Source organism: Acidovorax cavernicola, assembly GCF_003581445.1.
Genome location: NZ_QXMN01000003.1, coordinates 114,203 through 135,831, shown reverse-complemented (window position 1 = coordinate 135,831; position 21,629 = coordinate 114,203). Strand labels below are relative to the sequence as shown.

The window sequence follows — 21,629 nt, the reverse complement described above, 5'->3', positions numbered from 1 at the left end:
CCATGTTCGGACTGATGCAGGACCGCCCGCTGCTGATCTCGTCGCTGATCGACCACGCGGCCACCTTCCACCCCCACGTCGAAATCGTCGGTCGCACCGTCGAAGGCCCGGTGCACCGCACCAACTACCGCGAGGTGCAGCTGCGCTCCAAGCAGGTGGCCAACGCGATGAAGGCGCTGGGCATCGAGGCGGGCGACCGCGTCGGCACGCTGGCGTGGAACACCTACCGGCACCTGGCGCTGTACTACGGCGTGTCGGGCTCGGGCGCGGTGCTGCACACGGTGAACCCGCGGCTCTTTCCGGAGCAGATCGACTACATCGTCAACCACGCCGAAGACAAGGTGCTGTTCTTCGACACCAGCTTCGCACCGCTGGTCGAGAAGCTGGCATCCAAGCTCAAGAGCGTGCGCGCCTTCGTCGCCATGACCGACCGCGCCCACATGCCGGCCATCGACGTGCCCAACCTGCTGTGCTACGACGAGCTCATCGGTGCGCAGAGCACCGAGTACACCTGGCCCGAGTTCGACGAGCGCACCGCCTCGTCGCTGTGCTACACCTCGGGCACCACCGGCAACCCCAAGGGCGTGCTGTATTCGCACCGCTCCACCGTGCTGCATTCGCTGATGGAGTGCGCGCCCGACACCTTCGGCGTGTGCTCGCAGATGACGCTGCTGCTGGCCGTGCCCATGTTCCACGCCAACGCCTGGGGCATGCCGTACTCGGCGCCGATGGTGGGCGCCAAGCTCGTCATGCCCGGCCCGCACCTGGACGGCCAGAGCCTGTACGAACTCATGCGCGACGAGAAGGTCAGCTTCTCGCAGGCGGTGCCGACCGTGTGGCTCATGCTGTTCCAGTACTTCGATGCCCACCCCGAAATCGACACCCGCGCCATCGGCCTCAAGCGCATCGGCGTGGGCGGCGCCGCCACGCCGCGCGCCATGATCGAACGCTTCGAGCGCGACTTCGGCGCCGACTTCGTGCAAGGCTGGGGCATGACCGAGACCAGCCCCATCGGCGTGATCGGCAACCTGCTGCCCAAGCACCTCGGGCTGCCGAAAGACGAGCAGACCACCGTCAAGATGCGCCAGGGCCGCGGCGTGTGGGGTGTCGAACTCAAGATCGTGGACGAGAACGGCCAGCGCCTGCCGCACGACGGCGTGGCCTTCGGCCATTTGCATGTGCGCGGCCCGTGGATCGCCAGCGGCTACTTCAGGAGCGAAGGCGGCGAGGTGCTCGACGCCGAGGGATTCTTCCCGACCGGCGACGTGGCCAACATCGACGCCGACGGCTATGTGCAGCTGGTCGATCGCGCCAAGGACGTCATCAAGTCGGGCGGCGAGTGGATCTCGTCCATCGACCTGGAGAACGCCGCCAGCGCGCACCCGGCCGTGGCCGAGGCCGCGGTGATCGGCATCGCGCACCCCAAGTGGCAGGAGCGGCCGCTGCTCATCGTCGTGAAGCGCGCCGGTGTGGAAGTCACGGGCGAGGAGCTGCTGGGCTTCCTGGCCGAGCGGGTCGCCAAGTGGTGGCTGCCCGACGACGTGGCCTTTGTCGACAGCCTGCCGCACACCGCCACGGGCAAGCTGCTGAAGACCAAGCTGCGCGAGCAGTTCAAGGGCTACGTCGCGGCCCGGTCGACCTGAACAGGCGCGGCCTTCGGGCGCCGCGCACCCCCTTCGAACCCCTTGCGAACCGATGGTTCGCAAGGGGTTTTTTCTTGTGCGCGCGCCTTCGGCATTCGTTCACCGAATGGCTGTTGGCCTATGGATTTCGACCTTGGTTTCGGATTGGTCCGATTGTCTCGCTGGGACCCCCTTTCTAGAGTCTGAGCTCCATCCACCACACGATCCGGCCATGCATTCCGGCATGCCGATCCGGTCCCTTTTTCCAGCTAACCAAGGCACAAGAGTTCCATGACATCCAAGCAAACGAAGGCTGCTGCCGGCATCCCCGAGCAGTCCATCGATCACGCCGCGGCACCCCGGGGGCAAGCCCTCCAGGGCGAGCGCTCCGACACTTTCGAGCACTCGCCGACGGCGCAGGCCGTGAGCGCCGGCGCATCCGCCTTCGCCCGTCCTGCCGCAACCATCGAAACGGTGCGGGACGAATTCGGCCTGCACAAGGGCCCCCTGGAAAGCGGCGCCCACACGGACGACTCCCGCCCGAAGATCTCAGGCAAGGGCGAGCCCGGCGTGTGGGTGCACGTGTATGACGGCAACGAGGTCATGGGCCGGGTCGAGGTGGGCGCCAATGGCGAGTGGTCCTTCAGCCCCACGCTGCCTCTGAAGGGTGGCGAGCACCAGCTCTCGGTCACGCACCAATACCCCAGCGGTGAACTCGTGGTCGGCACCGAGACGTATGTGATCTTCGTCGACAAGGTCGCGCCGGACATGCCCGTCGTGCTGGGCATCGTGGACGATGAAGGCCGCATCACCGACCCGATCACCCATGGCAGCGTGACCGACGACAACCTGCCGACCATCGAAGGCAAGACTGAGCCGTTCGCGACCATCATCATCTATGACAAGGACGCGGAGATCGACCGTGTGCAGGCCGATGAAAGCGGCGACTGGCGCTACACGCCCAAGACGGAGCTGGCGGACGGGCTGCACATCCTGAACTTCGAGGCCATGGACCGCTCGGGCAACGTGAGCGAAGACACCAGGAAGATCGAGTTCACGGTGGACGCGCGCCCCGAGATGATCAAGATTTTTGGCGCCGAAGACAACGTGGGCCCCGTGACGGACGACCTCGTGAGTGGCGGCAAGACCGACGACACGAAGCCGAAATTCTTCGGTAACGCCACTGCGGGCGGCATCGTGAAGATCTACGAAGGCGACGTGGTGATCGGCGAAGTGGTGGCCGGCGTCGACGGCCACTGGGAGTACACGCCCACCGAGGCAATGAGCGAAGGCCTGCACACGCTCCACGCGACCGTGACCCTGCCGGCCAAGGGCGAGAGCCCCCCCAGCAAGCCGTTCAACCTGACGGTGGACGCCACGCCGCCCGCCAAGCCCAGCATCGACGAAATGCGCGACAACGTGGGCGATGTGCAGAACCCGCTGGCCAGCGGCCAGACCACCGATGACACCACGCCCACCCTGGTGGGCAAGGCCGACGCCGGCAGCACGGTGCACATCTACAAGGACGGTGTCCTGCTGGACAGCGTGGTGGCCGACGCCGCCGGCACCTGGACGTACACGCCGGCGACACCGCTGCTGCCCGGCGATCACAGCTTCACCGTGACCAGCCAGGACGCGGTCGGCAATGTGAGCGCGCCGTCCGATGCGTTTGCCATCGAGATCGACCTCGAGGCACCCTCGCAAGCCAGCGGCCTGGTGGTGAGCGACGACGTGGGCGAGAAGAGAGACCCGCTGAGCAACGGCGACACCACCGACGACAACAAGCCGACCTTCAGCGGCAAGGCCGAGCCTGGCAGCACCGTGAAGGTGTACGTCGACGGCGATCTGCTGGGCAGCGCGCCGGTCGACGCCAAGGGCGACTGGAGCTTCACGCCCGACACCGCGCTGGCGGACGACACCTACACCTTCACCACCGAAGTGGTGGATGCAGCCGGTAACAGCAGCGGCAAGGGCAACGCGATCACCGTGACCGTGGACACCTCGGGCGTGACAGTGTCGATCGTCGAGCTGCGCGATGACCAGGGTTCGGTCACCACCAACATCGTGCCCAACGGCGAGACCGACGACACGCGTCCGCAGATCGTGGGCACGGGCAAGCCCGGCAGCACCATCACGGTGTACGACGGCGATGACGTGCTGGGCACGGCCGAGGTCGAGGCCGACGGCAGCTGGCGCTTCACGCCCACGGCCGACCTCGCCCAGGGCCTGCACACCATCTCGGCAACGGCCACCGACAAGACGGGCACGGTGAGCGAGCGCACGCCGGTGTTCAGCTTCACGGTCGACACCGAGGCGCCGAACACGCCGAGCATCGAGCTGGTGGAAGACAACGTGGGTGACAAGCAGGACCCGCTGGTCAACGGCGGCGTGACCGACGACCCGACCCCGACGCTGTCGGGCAAGGCCGAAGCGGGCAGCACCGTGACGATCCGCGACAACGGCCAGGTGGTCGACACGGTCGTGGCCAACGAGGCCGGCGAGTGGACCTACACGCCTGCGACACCGCTGACCGAGGACGAGCACACGTTCACCGTGACCGCGACCGACAAGGCCGGCAACACGAGCGCGGCATCGCCGGAGTTCAAGCTGACCACCGACTACACGCCGCCGGCCAAGCCGGTGATCGACGCGGTGCATGACGACGAAGGTGCAAGAACCGGCGACCTGACCCCGGGCGACAGCACCGACGACGCCACGCCGAAGATCAGCGGCACGGCCGAAAAGGGCAGCACCGTGGTCATCCGGGACGGCGCCAACGAGCTTGGCCGCGTCACGGCCGATGCCGAAGGCAAATGGACCCTCGAGCTGACCTCGCCGTTGAGCAGCGGTGGTCATTCGCTGACCGTGGAAGCCATCGATGCGGCCGGCAACAAGAGCGAGCCCTCCGATGCCTTCGATTTCTCGGTGGACCTGGTGCCGCCGACCACGCCGGTGATCGTCGGCGTGGAGGACGACGTGGGCGAGGGCATCTCGTTCGCGGGTGTGATCAGACCGGGCGGGACCACCAACGACAACAAGCCGCTCATCACGGGAACCGGCAAGGCGGGAGAGACGATCGAAATCCGCCTGGATGGCGATGCGGTCGGAACCGCGGTGGTCGCAGCGGACGGATGGTGGAGCTTCCAGGTGAAGACGGCTGTGCTCGATGGCCCGCGCACGTTCTCCGCGGTGGCCGTCAGCGCCGGTGGCGCCGAGAGCGCGCTCAGCAACACCTACCTGGTCAAGGTGGATACGGTCGCGCCGGACCGCCCGATCGTTGTGTCGGTGCACGACAACGCGGGCCCGACCACGGGTGAGCGGTGCGTCGCAGGCGAACGCCACATTCGCGCTGGACAAGCCGGCGCGGGAAATCACCCTGCGCCTGAGCGGCATCGACAGCGAACTGGGCGTCAAGATCCAGTTGTTCGACGTGAAGGGTCAACTGATCGGGGAACAGACGATCCATGGCGACGCCACCGCGTTCCATGCCAACACTTTCAGCTACACCCCGGCGGATGAGCGGGTGGATATCGGCTCGTTCAAGATCATCTCGAACGAGGCGAGCCTGACGCTGGACATGTTCACCAAGAGAGACGTGACGCACAAGACGGAAGGCCGCAATCCGAGTGTGATCGACTCCAACAAGGAGAGCTTCTATGGCACCGACGGAGACGACGTGGTGACCATGTCGACGGATATGCATGCGTACTTCAAAGGGGCCCTTTCGGGCAAGGCACGGGCGTTCGCACCGATCCGGTTCCATTTCTTTCCAAAGCAAAGGCACAAGAGTTTCATGACATCCAGGCCAACGAAGTTTGTTGTCGATCAGCAGGCGCAAAACATCGACGACGCAGTGGCACTCCAGGGGCAGGCTGACCCTGTCAGGGGCTCTGAAATCTTCGAGCTTCCGTTGAAGACGCCGACGACGGGCGAGCCGGTCGGCGTCCAGACAGCGGATGCGGGTGCGATCGCTTTCGCTCATCCTCCTGCAGTCATTGAACAGGTGGTGGACGCTCATGGCGCGACCAAGGGCCCCATCGAAAGCGGTGGCTACACCGACGACTCGCGCCCGACGATCTCGGGCAAGGCCGAAGCCGGTGTGTGGGTCAACGTGTACGACGGCAACGAGGTCATGGGCCGGGTGCAGGCGAACGCCAATGGCGATTGGTCGCTGAGCCCCTCGCTGCCGCTGAAGGGAGGCGAGCACCAGCTCTCGGTCACGCACCAGTACCCCAGCGGTGAACTCGTGGTGGGCACCGAAGTGCATGTGATCTTCATCGACAAGATCGCGCCGGACATGCCGGTCGTGCTGAGCATCGAGGACGACCAAGGCCGCATCACCGATCCGATCACCCACGGCGGCGTGACCGACGACAACAAGCCGGTCATCACGGGCAAGGCCGAGCGTTTCGCAACCGTCATCGTCTATGACAAGGGCGTGGAGATCGCCCGCGAAGTGGCCGATGAAGACGGCAATTGGCGCTTCACGCCCGACACGCCGCTGGCGGATGGCCTGCACATCCTGAACTTCGCGGCCGTGGACCGCGCGGGCAACATGAGCGAGGACACGCAGAAGATCGAGTTCACGGTGGATACGCGTCCGGAGAAGGTCAACATCTACGGCGCAGAAGATGACGCGGGTGACGTGACGGGCACGGTCGCAAGCGGCGGCATCACCGATGACGCCACGCCGATGCTGTTCGGCACCGCGACGGCAGGCGGCCTCGTGACGATCTACGAAGGCGATGTGGTGATCGGCCGGGTGACGGCCGATGTCGACGGCACGTGGGAGCTCACGCCCGAGGTGGCGTTGAGCGAAGGCAAGCACACCTTCCAGGCGACGGTGACGCTGCCGGCCAAGGGCGAGAGCGAGCGCAGCAAGCCGTTCGTACTGAACGTGGACACGAAACTGCCGGAGAAGCCCACCATCGACGGCGCGTATGACGATGTCGGCAACGTCACAGGCCACCTGAGCTCGGGCGACGAGACCGATGACGTCCTGCCGGTGCTTTCCGGCACTGCCGAGAAGAACAGCCTGCTCGTCATCAAGGACAAGGGCGTCGAGCTCGGCAGCGTGGTGGTGGATTCCGAAGGCGCATGGCGCTTCGAACCGCCCGTGGCACTGAGCGCCGGCCCGCATGAGTTCACGGTCCAGGCCGTGGATGCGGCCGGCAACTGGAGCGTGCCGTCGGATCGGTTCGACCTGACAGTCTTCACGGCCCCGCTTGCGGCACCGGTGATTGTCGACATCCAGGACGACACCGGATGGATGCGGGGCACGGTGGCCAACGGTACGGGCGTCAGCAACGACCCGCAGCCGGTGATCTCGGGCACCGCGGGCGCCGGTGAAAGGGTGACGTTGCGCGTGCACTGGGGCGGCGAGGGGGAATTCGTCGTGGTTGGCACTGCCGTTGCCGATCCGGATGGGCATTGGTCCATCGAAGACAAGACCTCGCATGTCGACGGTCGTGTGCGCTACGAGGCGACCGCAATCACTCCCAAGGGCGAACTGACGGCAACCTCCGATGCGTACGAGATCACGTTCGACTTCATCGCGCCGCCTGTGCCGACCAGTCTCGTGATCGATGCCGACGCCGTGACCGTCGGCTTTGATGCAGGGACCCTGAAGGTGGGCGATATGGTGGTCCTGTCCGTGGACGGGGTGCTTCGGCAGCACGTGCTGACGCCGCATGAACTGGCGCAGGGGAACTGCACTTTCGCGGTCGCCGGTGCGCGCACGAAGCGAATTTCTGCCGGCCTGATGGACGCCGCAGGGAATGCATCGAACCACGTGGCGCAGGTTGAGAACTTCATCGATTTCGAGGCCATGACCCCGATGCGCGTATCGGCCCCGTCGACCTTGGACCTCGGGCCGGTCACCATGCACTGGAGTGGAAGCGAATTGGGCAAGCAGCCTACGTGGCCGGCCGGCATCATCGAGAAAGGCTTCCGGACCGGCGAAGGCTTCATCACGCCCTCGATCGGCATGGGGGTCTGGGGCGGGAACTACCTGACCCTGGACGACGGGAAGTCGAGCAACTACTTCTCGATGACCTATGGCGAACTCACCAATTCCATGAACGTCGTGTTCATGGACAGCAAGGGTGCGGTGATCCACACCGTCAATGCCCCGCTGACTGGAGGCCCTGGACAGGCGGAGTTCTCGACCACGCTGCCTGCCGGGCTGGCGTACACCAAGGTTCTTTTTTCAACACACGTCGGCCAGTACGTCTGGATCGACAACCTCCATTTCGGCGCTTCGGGTCTGCATGAAATCGCAGCGCCAGATCCCTATGAAAGCAGGGTCGCGTCTTTCGAAAACCACAACGGCGACGTGTTCGCGGATGGCAGCGTGCTGAGCGATCCGACGCATGCCTGCACGGCGGGCGACGACCAGATCATCGCCAGGCTCGGCTTCGCCGACCGGCTGCGCGGTGGTGCCGGCAACGACACCGTCCGCAACGTCGGCACGGGCGACACGGTGCATGCCGGCTCCGGCGACGACATCGTGCGCATCAACAGCACCGACTTCGCGCAAGTGAACGGCGGCCTGGGCATCGACACGCTCGTGATGGACGGCAAGGCGATGCACATCGACCTGTCGGCCGCAGGGCTGAAGGTGCAGGGCTTCGAGAAGTTCGATCTGGGCGCGGGCGGCAACGCCCTGTCGCTGAGCACGGACGACGTGCTGGCTGGTGGCGCGCGTGACATGGTCACGGCCGACGGCAAGGTGCAGATGCTGGTCAACGGCGCAGATGGCGAAGTGAACCTGATTGGCGGCAACGCGGACTGGACCGGCAGTGGCTCGACCACGGTGAGCGGCGTGACCTACGAGGTCTACACCAACCTGGCCGGCACGGCCGAGCTGCTGGTCGAGGACAAGGTGCACGTGACCATTCTCTAAGCCGCGTTCATCGCCTTCATGCAGCGCGGCCCGGCGGGCGTCGCGCGAGCAGCGCCACGTCATCAGCCGCGCGAGCGCGGTGCAGGCTTGCAGGGACGGGGTGTCCTGAGAAGGTGTGACCGAACCCGACATGCCCCGGCGTGCGGGCAGACGACGAAAAAAAGCAAGACAGGGCAAGGGGCGCCACTTCATACTTGCGCCTGCTTGTATGCACCCACAACGCATCGTCGAATGCGGGCGGCAAGCAGCGTTCGGTCATGCAGGGCATGGCGGCGACGATGGAAATCCGTGCAGGGGGAGAGGCGCCGATTGGGCTGTCGCTCAAGCCGGTGCTCAAGGCGCGCGAAGCGCGTCGCAAGCGCGAGGAGACGAGGGGCCCAATGAAGAACAAAGCCATGCAATCGGGCGTCGGTGCCGCGTTGTCGGTTTCGATGCTCATGGGTGTTGTGGCGCCGGCGACAAGGGCGCTGGCCGCCGAGCCAGGAGGGACAAACGATGCGCCTGCGCTGAAGATGGCGCGGCGGCTGGCACCACCGCTGCGCGCGTCGATGCCGTCGGTTCCATCGGCCTCGCCGACTGCATCCAGGGCGCCTGCGCCTTACGGAATGCGCAAGGTGTCGGCTTCGACGTCGGCCTCCGCATTGGGCCTGTCCACGAACGAGGGCGAGCGCCTGCGCAGCTACCTCGACGGCATGGTGCGCAAGGCGCTGGAGCTCAGCGCCGAAGCGCGCGAAGCGCAAGCCAACTGGAAGGCCGCCGAGTACGACGTCGAACAGGCCAAGGGCCAGCGCTGGCCACAGGTGCAAGTGGGGTTGTCGTCGCCGTCGGCCACCTTCGGCGGCAGCCCCGCGACCACTGCCAACACGCGCCGCGCCAGCGGCAACGTCGCCATCACCACGCCGGTATACGACTGGGGGCGCCTGAGCAGCACCATCGACAGCCGCAGCGAGACCTCGAAGGCGCAGTTCCAGGCCTTGACGCAGGTGCGGCACCGCATCGCCTACGACACCGTCCTGGCATTGCTCGAGCAGCGCCGCCAGCAGGCCGCGCTCGAAGCCAGCGAAAGCTATGTGAAGCGCATGGATGAACTGGTGGACATGCTCGGGCAGATCGTCGAGCACGACCGCGGGCGTGCCAGCGAACTGACGCAGGCGCGCGCGCGTCGCCTGCAGGCGGTGACCAACCGCGATGCCATCGTGGCCAAGCTGCGCGAGGTGCAGGTCACCCTCATGAAGCTGATCGGCGAGGAAGTGCAGTGGCCCGCGGACCTGGCCTGGCAGATCCGCCCCGTCGCACTGAAGGACGCCCTGGTGGCCGGCACGGAGCACCCCGCGATGCAGCAGGCCCGTGCCGAGGCCAAGGCGGCCAGCCTGTATGCCGAATCGGTGAAGGCCTCACGACTGCCGCAACTCAACTGGGTGGTCGGCAAGAACACCCAGGAAGACATCAACGGTAACCGGCAGCCGTGGTCGACAGGGCTGTCGCTGCAGTGGACGGCCTTCCAGGGTGGCTCGGGCCAAGCCTCGGAACGCGCGGCGTTCGAGCGGGCCGCTGCCGGAGAAGAAAAGGCCGAGGCCGCCTCGCGCGACCTGGCCTACCGGCTGCGCACCGCGGCCGAGCAACGCGACGCCGCCGCCAGCCGTGCGGGCGAGTACACCGAACTGATCGTGGAGACCGACCGCGTGCGCAAGATCTTCTTCGAGCAGTGGCATCACCTGGGCAAGCGCACCCTGCTCGACGTGCTGAGCGCCGAGAGCGATCACTACGCCAACCAGGCCGCGCAGGTGAACAGCCGTTTCGACGCCGAGGCCGCCGACCTGCGCATGCGCGCCGACTCCGCCATGCTGCTGGAATGGCTGCGCGGTGCCACGGTGCTTTGAGGGCAGTCGTCGCGCCGGGAGCGATCAGGACTTCGGAAAAACAAAAAGCCTTGCAAGTCGTTGACTTGCAAGGCTTTTCTTTGACTGGTGGCTCTTCACGGACTCGAACCGCGGACCTGTGGATTATGATTCCATCGCTCTAACCGACTGAGCTAAAGAGCCGTTCAGTGCAATTGTGCACCGAGCCCGCGATTATAGCCCAGGCTTCGAAGCCAGTTCAACACCCCGGCGCTTTCAGATCGATTTTTCTGCGCGCCGATGCTTCGAATCGCATCCGGGCCTAACCCCGATCGTGTGTCTGGCCCGTACAAGCTCGGGTGACAATCCTTCGATGTCTGCGCTGCCACGCGCCCCTTCTGCTGCTGCCCGCTCCGCCTCCGAGCGCGACGCCATGCCCGACGATCAGTTGATGCTGGCCTACGCCCACGGCGACGCCGCCGCCTTCGACGTGCTTTATGCGCGCCACGAAGGCGGCCTGTTCCGCTTCGTGCGCCGCCTGCTCGGCGCGCGGCTGGCGGCGCAGGCCGACGAGGTGTTCCAGGACACCTGGGTGCGGATCATCTCGGCGCGCGACAGCTTTTCGCCGCAGGGCGCCACGTGGCGCACCTGGGCCTTCACCATCGCGCACAACCTCGCCATGGACCGCCTGCGCGTGAGCGGGCGCGAGGTCGCGCTCGATGCCCACGCGACGGACGATGACGGCGATGCGGTGCCCGCGCTGGACCGCGGCGTGCGCGGTGCCGCAGACGCGTCGGCGCATCCGTCGGCCGAAGAACTGGCGTTCTGGCGCGCTGCCGGCCGCCGGCTGCTGGCCTGTCTCGACGAACTGCCGGCCGAGCAACGCGCCGCGTTCCTCCTGCACCATGAAGACGGCCTGACTGTCGACGCACTCGCCGACCGATTGGAGATCGGCTTCGAGACGGTCCGCAGCCGCCTGCGCTACGGCTTGCAGAAGCTGCGCGCCTGCATGGAACGCTACCTGTCGGTGCTGGAGCAGCGGGCATGAGCGACAGCAACGACAACCACGACGGCATGGACGACCTGCACGACGCGCGCCTGCGCCGCGCGCTGGACCACGCGCCCGACCGCGATGCAATGCCCGCGCCCCACACGCGCGAGGCGATCCTGAAGGTGGCGCACAACCTCGCCGCGGCGTCGGCACCCGCAGCACAAGCCGGCCGAGCGGCAGGGGCTGCGCCTTGGTGGCGGCGCCTGCTCGGCGGCGATGGGCCCCGCTCGCACATGCCGTGGAACGCGGCCTTCGCAACCGTGCTCGTGGCGACCTTCGTGACCGTGTTGTGGCATCGCGAGCCGGTGCCCGACGCACGGCTCGACGGCGAGGCACAGGTGGCCGGGGCGCCTGCGTCGGCACCGCCCATGCCCGTGCCTGCGCCATCGGCCGAGGCGCCGGCTGTGGAACAGGCGCCCGTCGTGCCTCCTGCGCCTTCGGTATCTTCCGCGCCGCCAACAGCCGCAACCGCGAACGTGACGCCGCCGACAGTTCAGCGCAGTGAGGCTGCGCGTGATGCGAAAGAGAGCCCGAAGTCGCGTGAAGCGGCCGAGGCGCGTGAAGCATCGCGGCGGCGCGAGGCTTCCACCGCGGCGGCGTCCCAGAAAGCACAGAGAGACGAAGACCGGATGCTGGAAAGAGCGGCACCCGTGCCCGCGCCTGCGCCCACGGCCCCCGCCATCGCGGCGGCCCCCGCACCGGCGGCGCCTCCCATGGCCGATGTCGGCCAGAGCCCGATGCCCTACGCGGCCGCACCGCCGGCGCCGGCCGTTGCACCGGCTCCGGCTCCAGCTGCAGCTGCAGCACCTGCAGCGCCGATGCAGCGCGAGTCCGCGGAATCGGTTGCGTCGTCCGCCGCACAGGGCGGCGCCAACGCGAATGTCGCAGGCATGCAGCGCCGGGCCGCGCCTGTGCAGGCGGCACCGGCCGCTCCCGCTCCTGCGCTGGCTGCCGCGCCGACCGCAGGCAAGGCTGCATTGCGCGCGCCGGCCACGGCCGGCGGCTTCGCGGCGTTGGATCGCTGGACCACGCTCGACATCACACGCGCCGGCACCACCACGCGCCAGGCGCGCGGCGACACCGAAGGCCTGGCGGCCCAGGTGAATGCCGTGGCGCGCGCGGCGACGGTGTCGGGTGGGGAATTGGCCTTGCCGGTCGAGGCACGCATCGAGCTGCGGCGCGACGGCGCGTTGCTGGCCGTGCTCGAGATCGCGGGCGATCAGGTGCGGTGGACGCCGCAGCCGGGCGGCCCCGCATTCACCGGTACGCCGCCCGCGCAGGCGCTCGACGCGCTGCGCACGGCGCTGTCGCGGACCCGCTGACGACCGTCGAGGTCGCCGGGCCCGCGATCAACGCGGAGCCACGGGTCAGGCGTTCTTGAAATCCGGCTGGCGCTTGGTCAGGAAGGCGTCCATGCCTTCCTTCTGGTCCTGCGTGGCGAACAGTGCGTGGAACAGGCGGCGCTCGAACATCACGCCGTCGCTCAGGCCGCTCTCGAAGGCGCGGTTGACCGATTCCTTGGCCGCCATCACGGCGATCTGCGAGAAGCCCGCGATGATCAGCGCGGCGCCCAGCGCCTCGTCGGCCAGCTTCTCGAAAGGCACCACGCGGCTCACGAGGCCCGCGCGCTCGGCTTCGGCGGCGTCCATCATGCGGGCGGTGAGTGCCATGTCCATGGCCTTGCTCTTGCCCACCGCGCGCGGCAGGCGCTGCGTGCCGCCGGCGCCGGGGATCACGCCGATCTTGATCTCGGGCTGGCCAAACTTGGCGTTGTCGGCCGCGATGATGAAGTCGCACATCATCGCCAGCTCGCAGCCGCCGCCCAGCGCAAAGCCGGCCACCGCGCCGATCACCGGCTTGCGGATCGAGCGGATGGTTTCCCAGTTGCGCGTGATGTAGTCGCCCTTGTAGGTGTCGATGAAGCTGTACTTGGCCATCGCCGAGATATCGGCGCCCGCGGCAAATGCACGCTCGCTGCCCGTGAGGATGATGCAGCCGATGGCGTCGTCGGCGTCGAAGGCCTTGAGCGCCTGGCCCAGCTCGGTCATCAGCGCGTCGTTCAGCGCATTGAGGGCCTTGGGGCGGTTGAGGGTGATGATGCCGACCTTGCCTGCTTCGGTCCGCACTTCGATGTTTTCGTAGCTCATGGTGTCGCTGTCTCCGGGGGAGGTGGGGAAAAAAACGCGTCCCACTATACCGAGCATGGCTTCGGGCCCGCTGACACCTGCGGGCGGTGTGGGCGTCATGCAGGTCTTTTATTTGAGAATTATTCTCATCTAGAATGACCGCCATGGAGTTCCCGATGCAAGAACATGCCGTGTTGCTGCGGGCCTATGCCCGCGTGCAGGAGCGTTGCTCGCGCCTGCTGATGGAGCAGGCCGCCCGGGTCGAGCGGCTCGAGGCGCAAATCGTGCGATTGCGCGGTGCGCTGGTGGCGCGCGACTCGGCGATTGCCATCGTGCGCGAAGAGCTGGCGTCGCGCGCCGCCGCAGGCGCGGCCGTGCCCAAGCGCCTGCATGCGCTGCTCGCGCCGGGCGGTCGGCGCCATCACGCCCTGCCGCCGGGGCCTGAGGTGCCGGCCGATCTGCGTGCCAAGTCGGTGCTGTGCGTCGGCCGTTCGGAAGCGGCGCCGGAGGCGCCTTCGCTGGCGCGCCAACTCGTGGAGATTGCCGGCGGCCGTTACCTGCACCACGACGGCGGCGACGATGCCGACGACCCCGCGGCGCTCGAAGCGGGACTGCGCGCTGCCGACCTCGTGATCTGCCAGACCGGCTGCGTGAGCCACGGCGCCTACTGGCGTGTGCAGGACCACTGCCGCCGCACCGGCAAGCCCTGCGTGCTGGTGGGCGAGCCGCAGCCGATGCTGTTCGTGCGGCCGCCGCTGGTGGCGGCCGTCGATCACATCGCCTGAGAAGAAACTACGGCTTGGCTGCGAGCCAGGCCGCGACCTTGGCCGCGTCGTGCGCGAACAGCCGCCATGTGGTCGATCCCGTCGGCAGCACAAGCGGCAGCCGCAGCAGTCGGCGGTCGCGTGCGACGAGGGCGGTGCACTTCGTGGCATCGCCAAGGTACAGCGCCAGGTCGTCGAGCTTCGTGATGCGCCAGGCCTGCGCGGATTGCGCCGTGGCCTTGCCGCGTCCGCCGATGGCCGGCAGTTCGATGCCGAGCCATTCGTCGTTGGCCGAGAAGCCGGCCTTCTCGGCGGCACCGCCGCGCAGCACCACCTTGATCTGCACGCTGCCGCCGCTTTCGGCCACGCGCAGGCCGAGCGCCTGCGCCGGTTGCGAGGGGTCGTCGAGCGTGGCCACGCCGTGCGCGCGCAACAGTGCGGCCAGCGGGAGTTCGTCGGTCGAATGCACCCAGCGCGCCAGCTCCGGGGCGTACGAGCGTCCGCCCACGGCTTCGAGTGCGGCGGCGATGTCGGCTTCGCTGATCGGGCCGCCGCTGCTGTGCGTCCAGAGGTGGCGCATCACGTCGTCGAGCGTGCCCTTGCCTTCCTGACGCAGCGTGAGGTCGAAGCACAGCGCCACCAGCGCGCCCTTGGTGTAGTAGCTGACGGTGCTGTTGGGCGTCTGCTCGTCCTGGCGGTAGTACTTGACCCAGGCGTCGAAGCTCGCGTCGGCCACCGGTTGCACCAGCCGGCCGGGCGTCTGCAGCACCTGGTTGATGGTCTTGTTGAGCAGCCGCAGGTAGGCGGCGTCGTCGATGCGGCCCGCGCGGCGCAGCAGCAGGTCGTCGTAGTAGCTCGTGAAGCCCTCGAAGAACCACAGCAGCTGCGTGTAGTTTTCCTGGCTGTAGTCGTAGCGCGCGAACTCGGCCGGGCGCATGCGCTTGACGTTCCAGGTGTGGAAGTACTCGTGGCTGATGAGGCCCAGCAGCGTGGTGTAGCCCTCGGGCTGTTTCTTCTTTTCGCCGCGCTGCGGCAGGTCGCGGCGGTTGCAGATGAGCGCGGTGGAGTGGCGGTGCTCGAGCCCGCCGTAGCCGTCGTCCACGGCGTTGAGCATGAACACGTAGCGGTCGATCGGCAGCTTCGGCCCGCCGCGCTTGCCGGCCTTGTCGCCGTGCCAGAAGCGCATTTCGGCTTCGCAGATGGCCTTCGTGTCGGCGATCAGCCGTTCGCCGTCGAACGACGCCGCGGCGCCCGCGATGACGAAGCGGTGCGGCACGCCGCAGGCTTCGAATTCGGCACTCCAGAAGGCGCCCATCTCGACCGGGCTGTCGGCCAGTTCGTCGTAGTTGGCGGCACGGTAGCTGCCGAAGCCGTGCTTGTCGGCCTTCACCGGAACGAGCGCGGTGGCGCACGACCAGCGCGCGGCATCGGGTGCCAGCGCGGGCGGCACGATTTCGAGTGCATGCGGCGCCTCGGTCTGGCCTTCGACGCGCAGGCAGACGCTGGTGCCGTTGAAGAAGCCGCGCGTGGCGTCGAGCCACGCGGTGCGCACCGAGTTGTCGTAGGCGCACACCTGGTAGTGCAGCACCAGCGCCTGGCCCGGTACGCAGTCGATCTGCCAGCTGCACTTGTCGAGCTGCGTCAGCACCGGCTTGCGGCGGCCCTGCGTGGCGCGCAGGCCCTGCAGATTCTTGGCGAACTCGCGCACGAGGTAGCTGCCCGGAATCCACACCGGCAGCGCCACGCGTTGCTGCGCGGCGGGCGCGGCGATGGTCAGCGTGACGGCGAAGAGGCGCGCATGAAGGTCCGCGCACTCGACGCGGTAGTGCACAGCGGGCGCAGCGGCTGCGGCGGCGACCGCCGCGCGCCGGGAAGCGGATGTCGTCGCCATCGGATCAGTTGGCGGCGGCGAGCTGCTTCTCGACCTGCTCGGCGGGGATGGCGCCCGGCACGCGGCTGCCGTCGGTGAAGATCAGCGTGGGCGTGCCGGTGATGTTGTACTTGCGGCCGAACTCCACGTTGCGTTCCAGGGCCGTCACGTTGCAGCTGCTGCCGGCGGCCGCGGGCTTGACGCTGTTTTCCATCCAGTCGGCCCAGGCCTTGCCCGGGTCCTTGCTGCACCAGATGTCACGCGACTTGGCGGTCGAGTCCGGGCCGAGCACCGGGTACAGGAACATGTAGACGGTCACGTTGTCGACCTTCTTCATGTCTTTCTCGAAGCGCTTGCAGTAGCCGCAGTTCGGGTCTTCGAAGACCGCGACCTTGCGCTTGCCGTTGCCGCGCACGATCTTGATGGCGTCCTTGATCGGCAGCTTGTCGAAGGCGACAGCGGTGAGCTTCTCGACGCGTTCCTCGGTGAGGTTGCGCTTGCTCTTGGCGTCGATCAGGCTGCCCTGCAGCAGGTAGTTGCCTTGCTCGTCGGTGTAGAGCAGCTGGCTGCCGCCCAGGCGCACTTCGTACAGGCCCGGCACGGGCGTCTTGGTGACTTCCTCGATGGGGGGCAGTTGCGGGATGTGCGTCGGCAGGTTCTTGCGGATCTCGGCCTCGCCCGCGCCGGCGGTGGAGAGCGTGAGCAGCGCGCAGGCGGCGACGAGAAGGTGGCGGACGAAGGTCATCGGAAAGGTCTCGAGAAAAAGAGGGGAGGCTGGCGGGCGAACGGCGTCAGGCTTTCAGGCCCATGGCCTGGGCGGTGATCCAGTGCTTCACGAAGCGCGTGCGGTCGAAACCGCGCATGCCCCAGTTGCGCAACGTAGGCAGTGGACCCAGGTTGTGCGAGAAAAGTTGCTGCAATCCGTCGGTGGCCAGGCTCATCTGCAGCACGTCGGCGCGGCGCGCGCGTTCGTAGCGGCGCAGCAGGCGGGCATCGCCCACGCTGCGCCAGTAGTCGCGGGTGCGGATCACCTCGGCCAGCGCCGCCGCATCGGACAGGCCGAGGTTCAGGCCCTGGCCGGCCAGCGGGTGCACGGTGTGGGCGGCATCGCCCGCGAGCACCCACGATTGCGTGGGCTGGCCGGGCATCGTGCCGGACCAGCGGTCGGCAATGGCGCGCGACAGCGGCCACACGGCACGCTCGCTCGTGAGCCGCAGCGTGCCCAGTTCGCCGTGGCTGGCTTCGCTCACGGCGGCGCCGAATGCATCGACGTCTTGGGCGACCAGGTCGGGCACGCGCAGCTGGTCGACCGACCACACCAGCGCCAGCGTCTTGCCGTGCACGCCGCCCAGCGGCAGCAGGGCGAGCACCTCGCCGCGGTCGTTGAACCACTGGCGCGCGATGCCGTCGTGCGTGTGCGCGGCCTCGAGCCGCGCGGCGATGGCGTGCTGCGGGTAGCGCGTGACCTCGTAGCTCACGCCCAGTGCCGCGCGCGAGGCGCTGGCCTTGCCTTCGCACACCACGGTGAGCGGTGCAGCCACGGGCTCCGACACCACATCGATCAGGGGCTGGAAGCGCACGGCGTCGACCAGTTGCTGTTCGAGTGCGGGCACGTCGACGATCCAGGCCAGGGCCTCGACCTTCTGGCGCGCGGCGCTGAACTGCACGCGGCCGCCGTCGTCGCCGTGCACCTGCATTTCGTGCACCGGCGTGGCATGGGCCGTGTCGGGCCAGGCGCGCAGCGATTCGAGCAGGGTGCGGGACGCCGTGTTGAGTGCGTACGCGCGGATGTCTTCCTTGCCCGGCGGGGCCGGCGGCACCACCAGCGCGACGCGCACGCGTTCGCGCGCCAGCAGCAGCGCCAACGTGCGGCCGACGATGCCGGCGCCGCGGATACAAACTTCGGGGGGGAGAGCCATCGGATGATTGTAGGAGTTGCCCCGCGCACGGGCGCCAATACCCGTTCATGCCGGACAATGGCAAGCGATTTCAAAGGAACCCCTACCGTGTCGCAGCCGTCCGCTTTCGATCTCCAGGCCACCATCGCCCGCCTGTTCGTGTACCCCGTCAAGTCGTGCGCGGGCGTCGAGCTCGACGAGATGCTGCTCACCGAGACCGGCCTCGAGTTCGACCGGGCCTGGATGGTGGTCGACGCGCAGGGCGAGTTCGTCTCCCAGCGGGAGCTGCCGCGCATGGCGCTCATCCGGCCGCAGATGAAGCACACCGAGGTGGTGCTGCGCGCGCCCGGCATGCTGGCGCTGCACCTGGCTTTCGACCGCGTCGAGCAGCCGGTGCGCGTGCGCGTGTGGAAGGACGAGGTCGCCGCCTACGATATGGGCGACATCGCCGCCCAGTGGTTCAGCGATTTCCTGTCGGAGCCCGGCAAGCCGCAGACGCTGCGGCTGGTGCGCTTCGACCCCGAACACCGGCGTCTGTCGAGCCTGAAGTGGACCGACGGCGTCGAGGCGCTGAACCAGTTTGCCGACGGCTTCCCGCTGCTGGTGGCGAGCGAGGGCTCGATCGCCGAACTCAACGAGCGCCTGGCGGCGGCCGGCCACGGCCCGGTCGGCATCGAGCGCTTCCGCCCGAACATCGTGCTGGCCGGCATCGAGTCGCACGACGAAGACCGGGTCGACGCGCTGCACGTCACCACGGGCGAAGGCGAGGCCGAGCTGCGCCCCGTCAAGCCCTGCACGCGTTGCCCGATTCCCGACATCGACCCTGCCACCGCGCTCAGCAGCCCCGAGGTCGGCGACATGCTGCGCACCTACCGCGCCGACGCGCGCGTGGACGGCGGCATCACCTTCGGCATGAACTGCATCGTGGTGCAGGGCGTGGAGCACATGCTGAAGGTGGGGCAGGTGGTGGGCGCGAACTACCGCTTCGAATAGCCAACGGGGCGCTCCCTGTCTTGATCAGGAATGCCGCGGAACCGGCTTCGCCGGGCCGCAGGCATTGCCCCCTGAAAGGGGGAGGGAGGCCACACGAAGTGGGCAAGCCTGGGGGTTAGCCAAATGCGACGCCTGCGATCAGGATGATGTTCGCGTAGGGCGTGCATTCGCCCGTGCGCACGATGGCACGGGCCTTCGCGCTGCGGCGCTTGAATTCTTCGTGCGACACGGTCTGCGGCGCGATGCCCAGCGACTGCGGATACCAGCCCGGCAGCGCCTTCGCATCGCCTTGCAATGCCTCGTCGGCCACGACGATGCCCTCGACCTGCATCTCCGACAGCACCGCCTTCAGCACGTCGCTGATCCCCGGCACGCCGCGCGCCACGGCCAGGTCGATGCGGCGCGGGCCGTCGGGAATGGGCAGGCCGGCGTCGCCGATCACCAGCATGTCGCCGTGGCCCATCGAGGCGATCACGTGGGAGAGTTCGGCATGCAGCAGGGGAGAGCGTTTCACAGCGTGGTCCAGTCAGGAGGCAAGGGGCTGCGCAGCACGGCGTCGCGCAGCGGGATGGAAGGTTGGGCACCGGGCTGCTGGATGCACAGCGCGGCGGCGCGGATGCCCAGGCGCACGGCCTCGTCGAACGACTGGCCTTCGCCCAGCGCCACGGCCAGCGCGCCCAGGAAGGTGTCGCCGGCGGCGGTGGTGTCGACCGCCTGCACCTTCGGCGCGGGATGGTGGCGCGCGCCGTCGGCGTCGATGGCCACCGCGCCGCGCGAACCCAGCGTCACGACCACGCGGGCGATGCCGCGTGCGCGCAGCGCCTGGCCGGCCTGCGCGGCTTCTTCGGGGCTGTCGGCGTTCTGGCCCGACAGGGTCTGCGCCTCGATCTCGTTGACCACCAGCGTGTCGATGCGGGGCCACAGCGCCTCGGCGATGGGCTGTACGGGCGAGGGGTTGAGCATCACCTTGCAACCCACGTCGTGGGCGGCGTCGATGGCGCGCGCGACCTGGTCCATGGGCGTCTCGAACTGCGCGACGAAGAAGGCTGCGCCCTGCAGCTGCGTGCGCAAGGCGGCGTCGTCGAGCGCGACGCGCGCGTTGGCGCCGGGGATCATCACGATGCGGTTCTGTCCGCTGTCTTCCACCAGGATCAGCGCCGTGCCGGTGGGCTCGGCGGGGTCGGTGCGCAGCGCGGCGGTGTCGATGCCGTCGCGCGCGAGCGCGTCGCGCAGCGCCTGGCCGTGGGCGTCGTTGCCCACGCAGCCGATCAGGTGCACCTGCGCGCCTTCGCGGGCGCAGCTCACGGCCTGGTTGGCGCCCTTGCCGCCGGGGATGGCGTCGATCGAGCGGCCGAGCAGGGTTTCGCCCGCGGTCGGCGCGTGCGGCACGCGCAGCACGATGTCCATGTTCAGGCTGCCGAGCACCACGATGCGCGGCGGCGTAGAGGGGGAAGAAGAAAGAGGCTGAAGGCTCACGAGGTGCGGGACTTGGAGGGTGTGGCTGCGGGAGAGGTGTCGGGCGTCACGGCAGCTTCGCGAAAACCCGCGTGGCGTGCGGTCGAGGCGCGCACGCGCAGCTCGGGCTGCAGCACGACCTTGCGTGCGTCGCGGCGCTTGCCGCCCATGCGCTCCAGCAGCATGTCGACCGCCAGCGCGCCGATGCGCTCCTTGGGTTGGGCCACGGTGGTGAGCGGCGGGCTGGTGTAGGCCGACAGTTCGATGTCGTCGAAGCCCACGATGGAGAGTTCGTCGGGCACGCGCACACCGCTTTCGTGCGCGGCACGCAGCGCGCCGATGGCCATGAGGTCGTTGCACACGAACACGGCCGAGGGCTTTTCCTCGGTGCGCAGGATGGCGTGCATCGCCTCGTAGCCGCCCTGGCTGGTGAAGCCGCCGCGCCACAGCAGCGCGTCGGCGTTCGGTGCCGATCCGGTTTCCGCCAGCGCCATGCGCCAGCCTTCGATGCGCTGCTCGCTCGATGTCACGCCCGTCGGCCCGCCGATGCAGGCGATGCGCTTGTGGCCCAGCGACAGCAGGTGCCGCACGGCGAGCAGGCCGCCTTGCATGTGGGCGGTTTCCACCAGGTCGCAGGCCGGGTCGGCGATCTCGCGGTCGAGCAGCACCGTGGGGATGCGCAGGCCGCGCAGCTGGGTGACGAGGGAGTCGTCTTCGTCGGCGCCGGTCGACACCACGATCAGCCCGTCGATGCGGCGCTCGGCCAGCACCTGCAGGTACACGCTCTGGCGGCGGGGCTCGTCGTCGGTGTTGCATAGCACCAGCGTGTAGCCGGCGCCGAAGCAGCGGTCTTCCACGATGCGCACGATCTCGGCGAAGTAGGGGTTCGAGCTGTTGGGAATCAGCATCCCCAGCGTCGAGGTGGTGTTGCTCTTGAGGCTGCGCGCCATCGCGTTGGGCACGTAGCCCAGCTCGCGGATGGCCAGCTCGACGCGCTCGCGCACCTTGGCGCTCACGTGGCGGGTGTCGTTGACGACGTGCGACACGGTGGTGACGGACACGTCCGCCTTGAGTGCGACGTCCTTGATGGTGGCCATGGTTTTCTCCG

The 21,629-nt window shown here is 68.1% G+C and carries 16 protein-coding genes and 1 tRNA gene; 8 read left to right on the top strand and 9 right to left on the bottom strand.

Annotated elements, in window-relative coordinates; all coding sequences use genetic code 11:
• Positions 1 to 2 precede the first annotated feature (2 nt).
• The 3 genes from D3H34_RS05095 to D3H34_RS05085 all read left to right on the top strand — a co-directional run bounded on the left by D3H34_RS05095 (position 3) and on the right by D3H34_RS05085 (position 8,526).
• Complete coding sequence (locus tag D3H34_RS05095) at positions 3 to 1,643, top strand: 3-(methylthio)propionyl-CoA ligase (RefSeq protein WP_119552349.1); 1,641 nt, start codon at positions 3 to 5, stop codon at positions 1,641 to 1,643.
• Positions 1,644 to 1,913: 270 nt separating this feature from the next.
• Entirely contained in the window at positions 1,914 to 5,141 is a 3,228-nt protein-coding gene (locus D3H34_RS34635) for an Ig-like domain-containing protein (RefSeq protein ID WP_119552348.1), read from the top strand.
• A 58-nt stretch (positions 5,142 to 5,199) separates the two neighbouring features.
• Positions 5,200 to 8,526 carry an Ig-like domain-containing protein gene (locus D3H34_RS05085; protein WP_350308473.1) on the top strand — a complete coding sequence of 1,109 codons (3,327 nt, stop codon included), beginning with the start codon at positions 5,200 to 5,202 and terminating at the stop codon, positions 8,524 to 8,526.
• Positions 8,527 to 8,542: 16 nt separating this feature from the next.
• On the opposite strand, the gene D3H34_RS34180 is transcribed toward D3H34_RS05085, so the two are convergent.
• The gene (locus tag D3H34_RS34180; protein WP_167481125.1) at positions 8,543 to 8,965 is read right to left on the bottom strand and encodes a hypothetical protein; all 423 of its coding nucleotides are present in this window, start codon (positions 8,963 to 8,965) and stop codon (positions 8,543 to 8,545) included.
• A gap of 175 nt (positions 8,966 to 9,140) precedes the next feature.
• Here D3H34_RS34180 and D3H34_RS05080 point away from each other — a divergent pair, with 175 nt between their 5' ends.
• On the top strand, positions 9,141 to 10,406 hold the full coding sequence (locus tag D3H34_RS05080) for a TolC family protein (RefSeq protein WP_167481124.1): 1,266 nt from the start codon (positions 9,141 to 9,143) through the stop codon (positions 10,404 to 10,406).
• Between the two features lie 85 nt (positions 10,407 to 10,491).
• Here the strand turns inward: D3H34_RS05080 and D3H34_RS05075 are convergent.
• Positions 10,492 to 10,568: transfer RNA gene (locus tag D3H34_RS05075), tRNA-Met, on the bottom strand.
• Positions 10,569 to 10,737: 169 nt separating this feature from the next.
• Between D3H34_RS05075 and D3H34_RS05070 the strand changes: the two genes are divergently transcribed.
• Together D3H34_RS05070 and D3H34_RS34630 are read left to right on the top strand one after the other, a co-directional pair.
• Positions 10,738 to 11,412: a sigma-70 family RNA polymerase sigma factor gene (locus D3H34_RS05070; protein WP_119552345.1), complete on the top strand. Its 675-nt coding sequence runs from the start codon at positions 10,738 to 10,740 to the stop codon at positions 11,410 to 11,412.
• Positions 11,409 to 12,737, top strand: a complete 1,329-nt coding sequence (locus tag D3H34_RS34630) for a hypothetical protein (RefSeq protein WP_286185448.1) — start codon at positions 11,409 to 11,411, stop codon at positions 12,735 to 12,737. The genes D3H34_RS05070 and D3H34_RS34630 overlap by 4 nt, the downstream gene beginning before the upstream one ends.
• A 45-nt stretch (positions 12,738 to 12,782) precedes the next feature.
• Here D3H34_RS34630 and D3H34_RS05060 read toward each other — a convergent pair whose 3' ends face one another.
• Positions 12,783 to 13,562 carry an enoyl-CoA hydratase gene (locus D3H34_RS05060; RefSeq protein WP_119552344.1) on the bottom strand — a complete coding sequence of 260 codons (780 nt, stop codon included), beginning with the start codon at positions 13,560 to 13,562 and terminating at the stop codon, positions 12,783 to 12,785.
• Between the two features lie 155 nt (positions 13,563 to 13,717).
• On the opposite strand from D3H34_RS05060, the gene D3H34_RS05055 reads away from it, so the two are divergent.
• Positions 13,718 to 14,326 (top strand): DUF2325 domain-containing protein, encoded by a 609-nt coding sequence (locus D3H34_RS05055; RefSeq protein WP_119552506.1) that lies wholly within the window; start codon positions 13,718 to 13,720, stop codon positions 14,324 to 14,326.
• Positions 14,327 to 14,333: 7 nt separating this feature from the next.
• On the opposite strand, the gene D3H34_RS05050 is transcribed toward D3H34_RS05055, so the two are convergent.
• From D3H34_RS05050 to D3H34_RS05040, 3 genes are read right to left on the bottom strand one after another with little or no spacing between them, the layout of a single operon-like run.
• A complete protein-coding gene (locus tag D3H34_RS05050) occupies positions 14,334 to 16,196 on the bottom strand; it encodes a M61 family metallopeptidase (protein ID WP_119552343.1) in 1,863 nt (620 codons plus the stop codon).
• A 4-nt stretch (positions 16,197 to 16,200) separates the two neighbouring features.
• Positions 16,201 to 16,920, bottom strand: a complete 720-nt coding sequence (locus D3H34_RS05045) for a DsbC family protein (RefSeq protein WP_119552342.1) — start codon at positions 16,918 to 16,920, stop codon at positions 16,201 to 16,203.
• Positions 16,921 to 16,966: 46 nt separating this feature from the next.
• Positions 16,967 to 18,094, bottom strand: a complete 1,128-nt coding sequence (locus tag D3H34_RS05040; protein ID WP_119552341.1) for an FAD-dependent monooxygenase — start codon at positions 18,092 to 18,094, stop codon at positions 16,967 to 16,969.
• Between the two features lie 87 nt (positions 18,095 to 18,181).
• Between D3H34_RS05040 and D3H34_RS05035 the strand changes: the two genes are divergently transcribed.
• Entirely contained in the window at positions 18,182 to 19,066 is an 885-nt protein-coding gene (locus D3H34_RS05035) for an MOSC domain-containing protein (protein ID WP_119552340.1), read from the top strand.
• A gap of 115 nt (positions 19,067 to 19,181) precedes the next feature.
• On the opposite strand, the gene rbsD is transcribed toward D3H34_RS05035, so the two are convergent.
• From rbsD to D3H34_RS05020, 3 genes are read right to left on the bottom strand one after another with little or no spacing between them, the layout of a single operon-like run.
• Positions 19,182 to 19,580: a D-ribose pyranase gene (rbsD, locus tag D3H34_RS05030; RefSeq protein ID WP_119552339.1), complete on the bottom strand. Its 399-nt coding sequence runs from the start codon at positions 19,578 to 19,580 to the stop codon at positions 19,182 to 19,184.
• Positions 19,577 to 20,542, bottom strand: coding sequence for a ribokinase (gene rbsK / locus D3H34_RS05025; protein WP_119552338.1), 966 nt, complete (start codon positions 20,540 to 20,542; stop codon positions 19,577 to 19,579). The genes rbsD and rbsK overlap by 4 nt, the downstream gene beginning before the upstream one ends.
• Positions 20,539 to 21,618 carry a LacI family DNA-binding transcriptional regulator gene (locus D3H34_RS05020; RefSeq protein WP_119552337.1) on the bottom strand — a complete coding sequence of 360 codons (1,080 nt, stop codon included), beginning with the start codon at positions 21,616 to 21,618 and terminating at the stop codon, positions 20,539 to 20,541. The genes rbsK and D3H34_RS05020 overlap by 4 nt, the downstream gene beginning before the upstream one ends.
• Positions 21,619 to 21,629: the final 11 nt, after the last annotated feature.

Excerpts from the sequence above, each read along its gene's own strand:
- D3H34_RS05095 (WP_119552349.1), top strand. The coding sequence starts at position 3 with ATGTTCGGACTGATGCAGGACCGCCCGCTGCTGATCTCGTCGCTGATC.
- D3H34_RS34635 (WP_119552348.1), top strand. The coding sequence starts at position 1,914 with ATGACATCCAAGCAAACGAAGGCTGCTGCCGGCATCCCCGAGCAGTCC.
- D3H34_RS05085 (WP_350308473.1), top strand. The coding sequence starts at position 5,200 with ATGTTCACCAAGAGAGACGTGACGCACAAGACGGAAGGCCGCAATCCG.
- D3H34_RS34180 (WP_167481125.1), bottom strand. The coding sequence starts at position 8,965 with ATGAGCATCGAAACCGACAACGCGGCACCGACGCCCGATTGCATGGCT.
- D3H34_RS05070 (WP_119552345.1), top strand. The coding sequence starts at position 10,738 with ATGTCTGCGCTGCCACGCGCCCCTTCTGCTGCTGCCCGCTCCGCCTCC.
- D3H34_RS34630 (WP_286185448.1), top strand. The coding sequence starts at position 11,409 with ATGAGCGACAGCAACGACAACCACGACGGCATGGACGACCTGCACGAC.
- D3H34_RS05060 (WP_119552344.1), bottom strand. The coding sequence starts at position 13,562 with ATGAGCTACGAAAACATCGAAGTGCGGACCGAAGCAGGCAAGGTCGGC.
- D3H34_RS05055 (WP_119552506.1), top strand. The coding sequence starts at position 13,718 with ATGCAAGAACATGCCGTGTTGCTGCGGGCCTATGCCCGCGTGCAGGAG.
- D3H34_RS05050 (WP_119552343.1), bottom strand. The coding sequence starts at position 16,196 with ATGGCGACGACATCCGCTTCCCGGCGCGCGGCGGTCGCCGCCGCAGCC.
- D3H34_RS05045 (WP_119552342.1), bottom strand. The coding sequence starts at position 16,920 with ATGACCTTCGTCCGCCACCTTCTCGTCGCCGCCTGCGCGCTGCTCACG.
- D3H34_RS05040 (WP_119552341.1), bottom strand. The coding sequence starts at position 18,094 with ATGGCTCTCCCCCCCGAAGTTTGTATCCGCGGCGCCGGCATCGTCGGC.
- D3H34_RS05020 (WP_119552337.1), bottom strand. The coding sequence starts at position 21,618 with ATGGCCACCATCAAGGACGTCGCACTCAAGGCGGACGTGTCCGTCACC.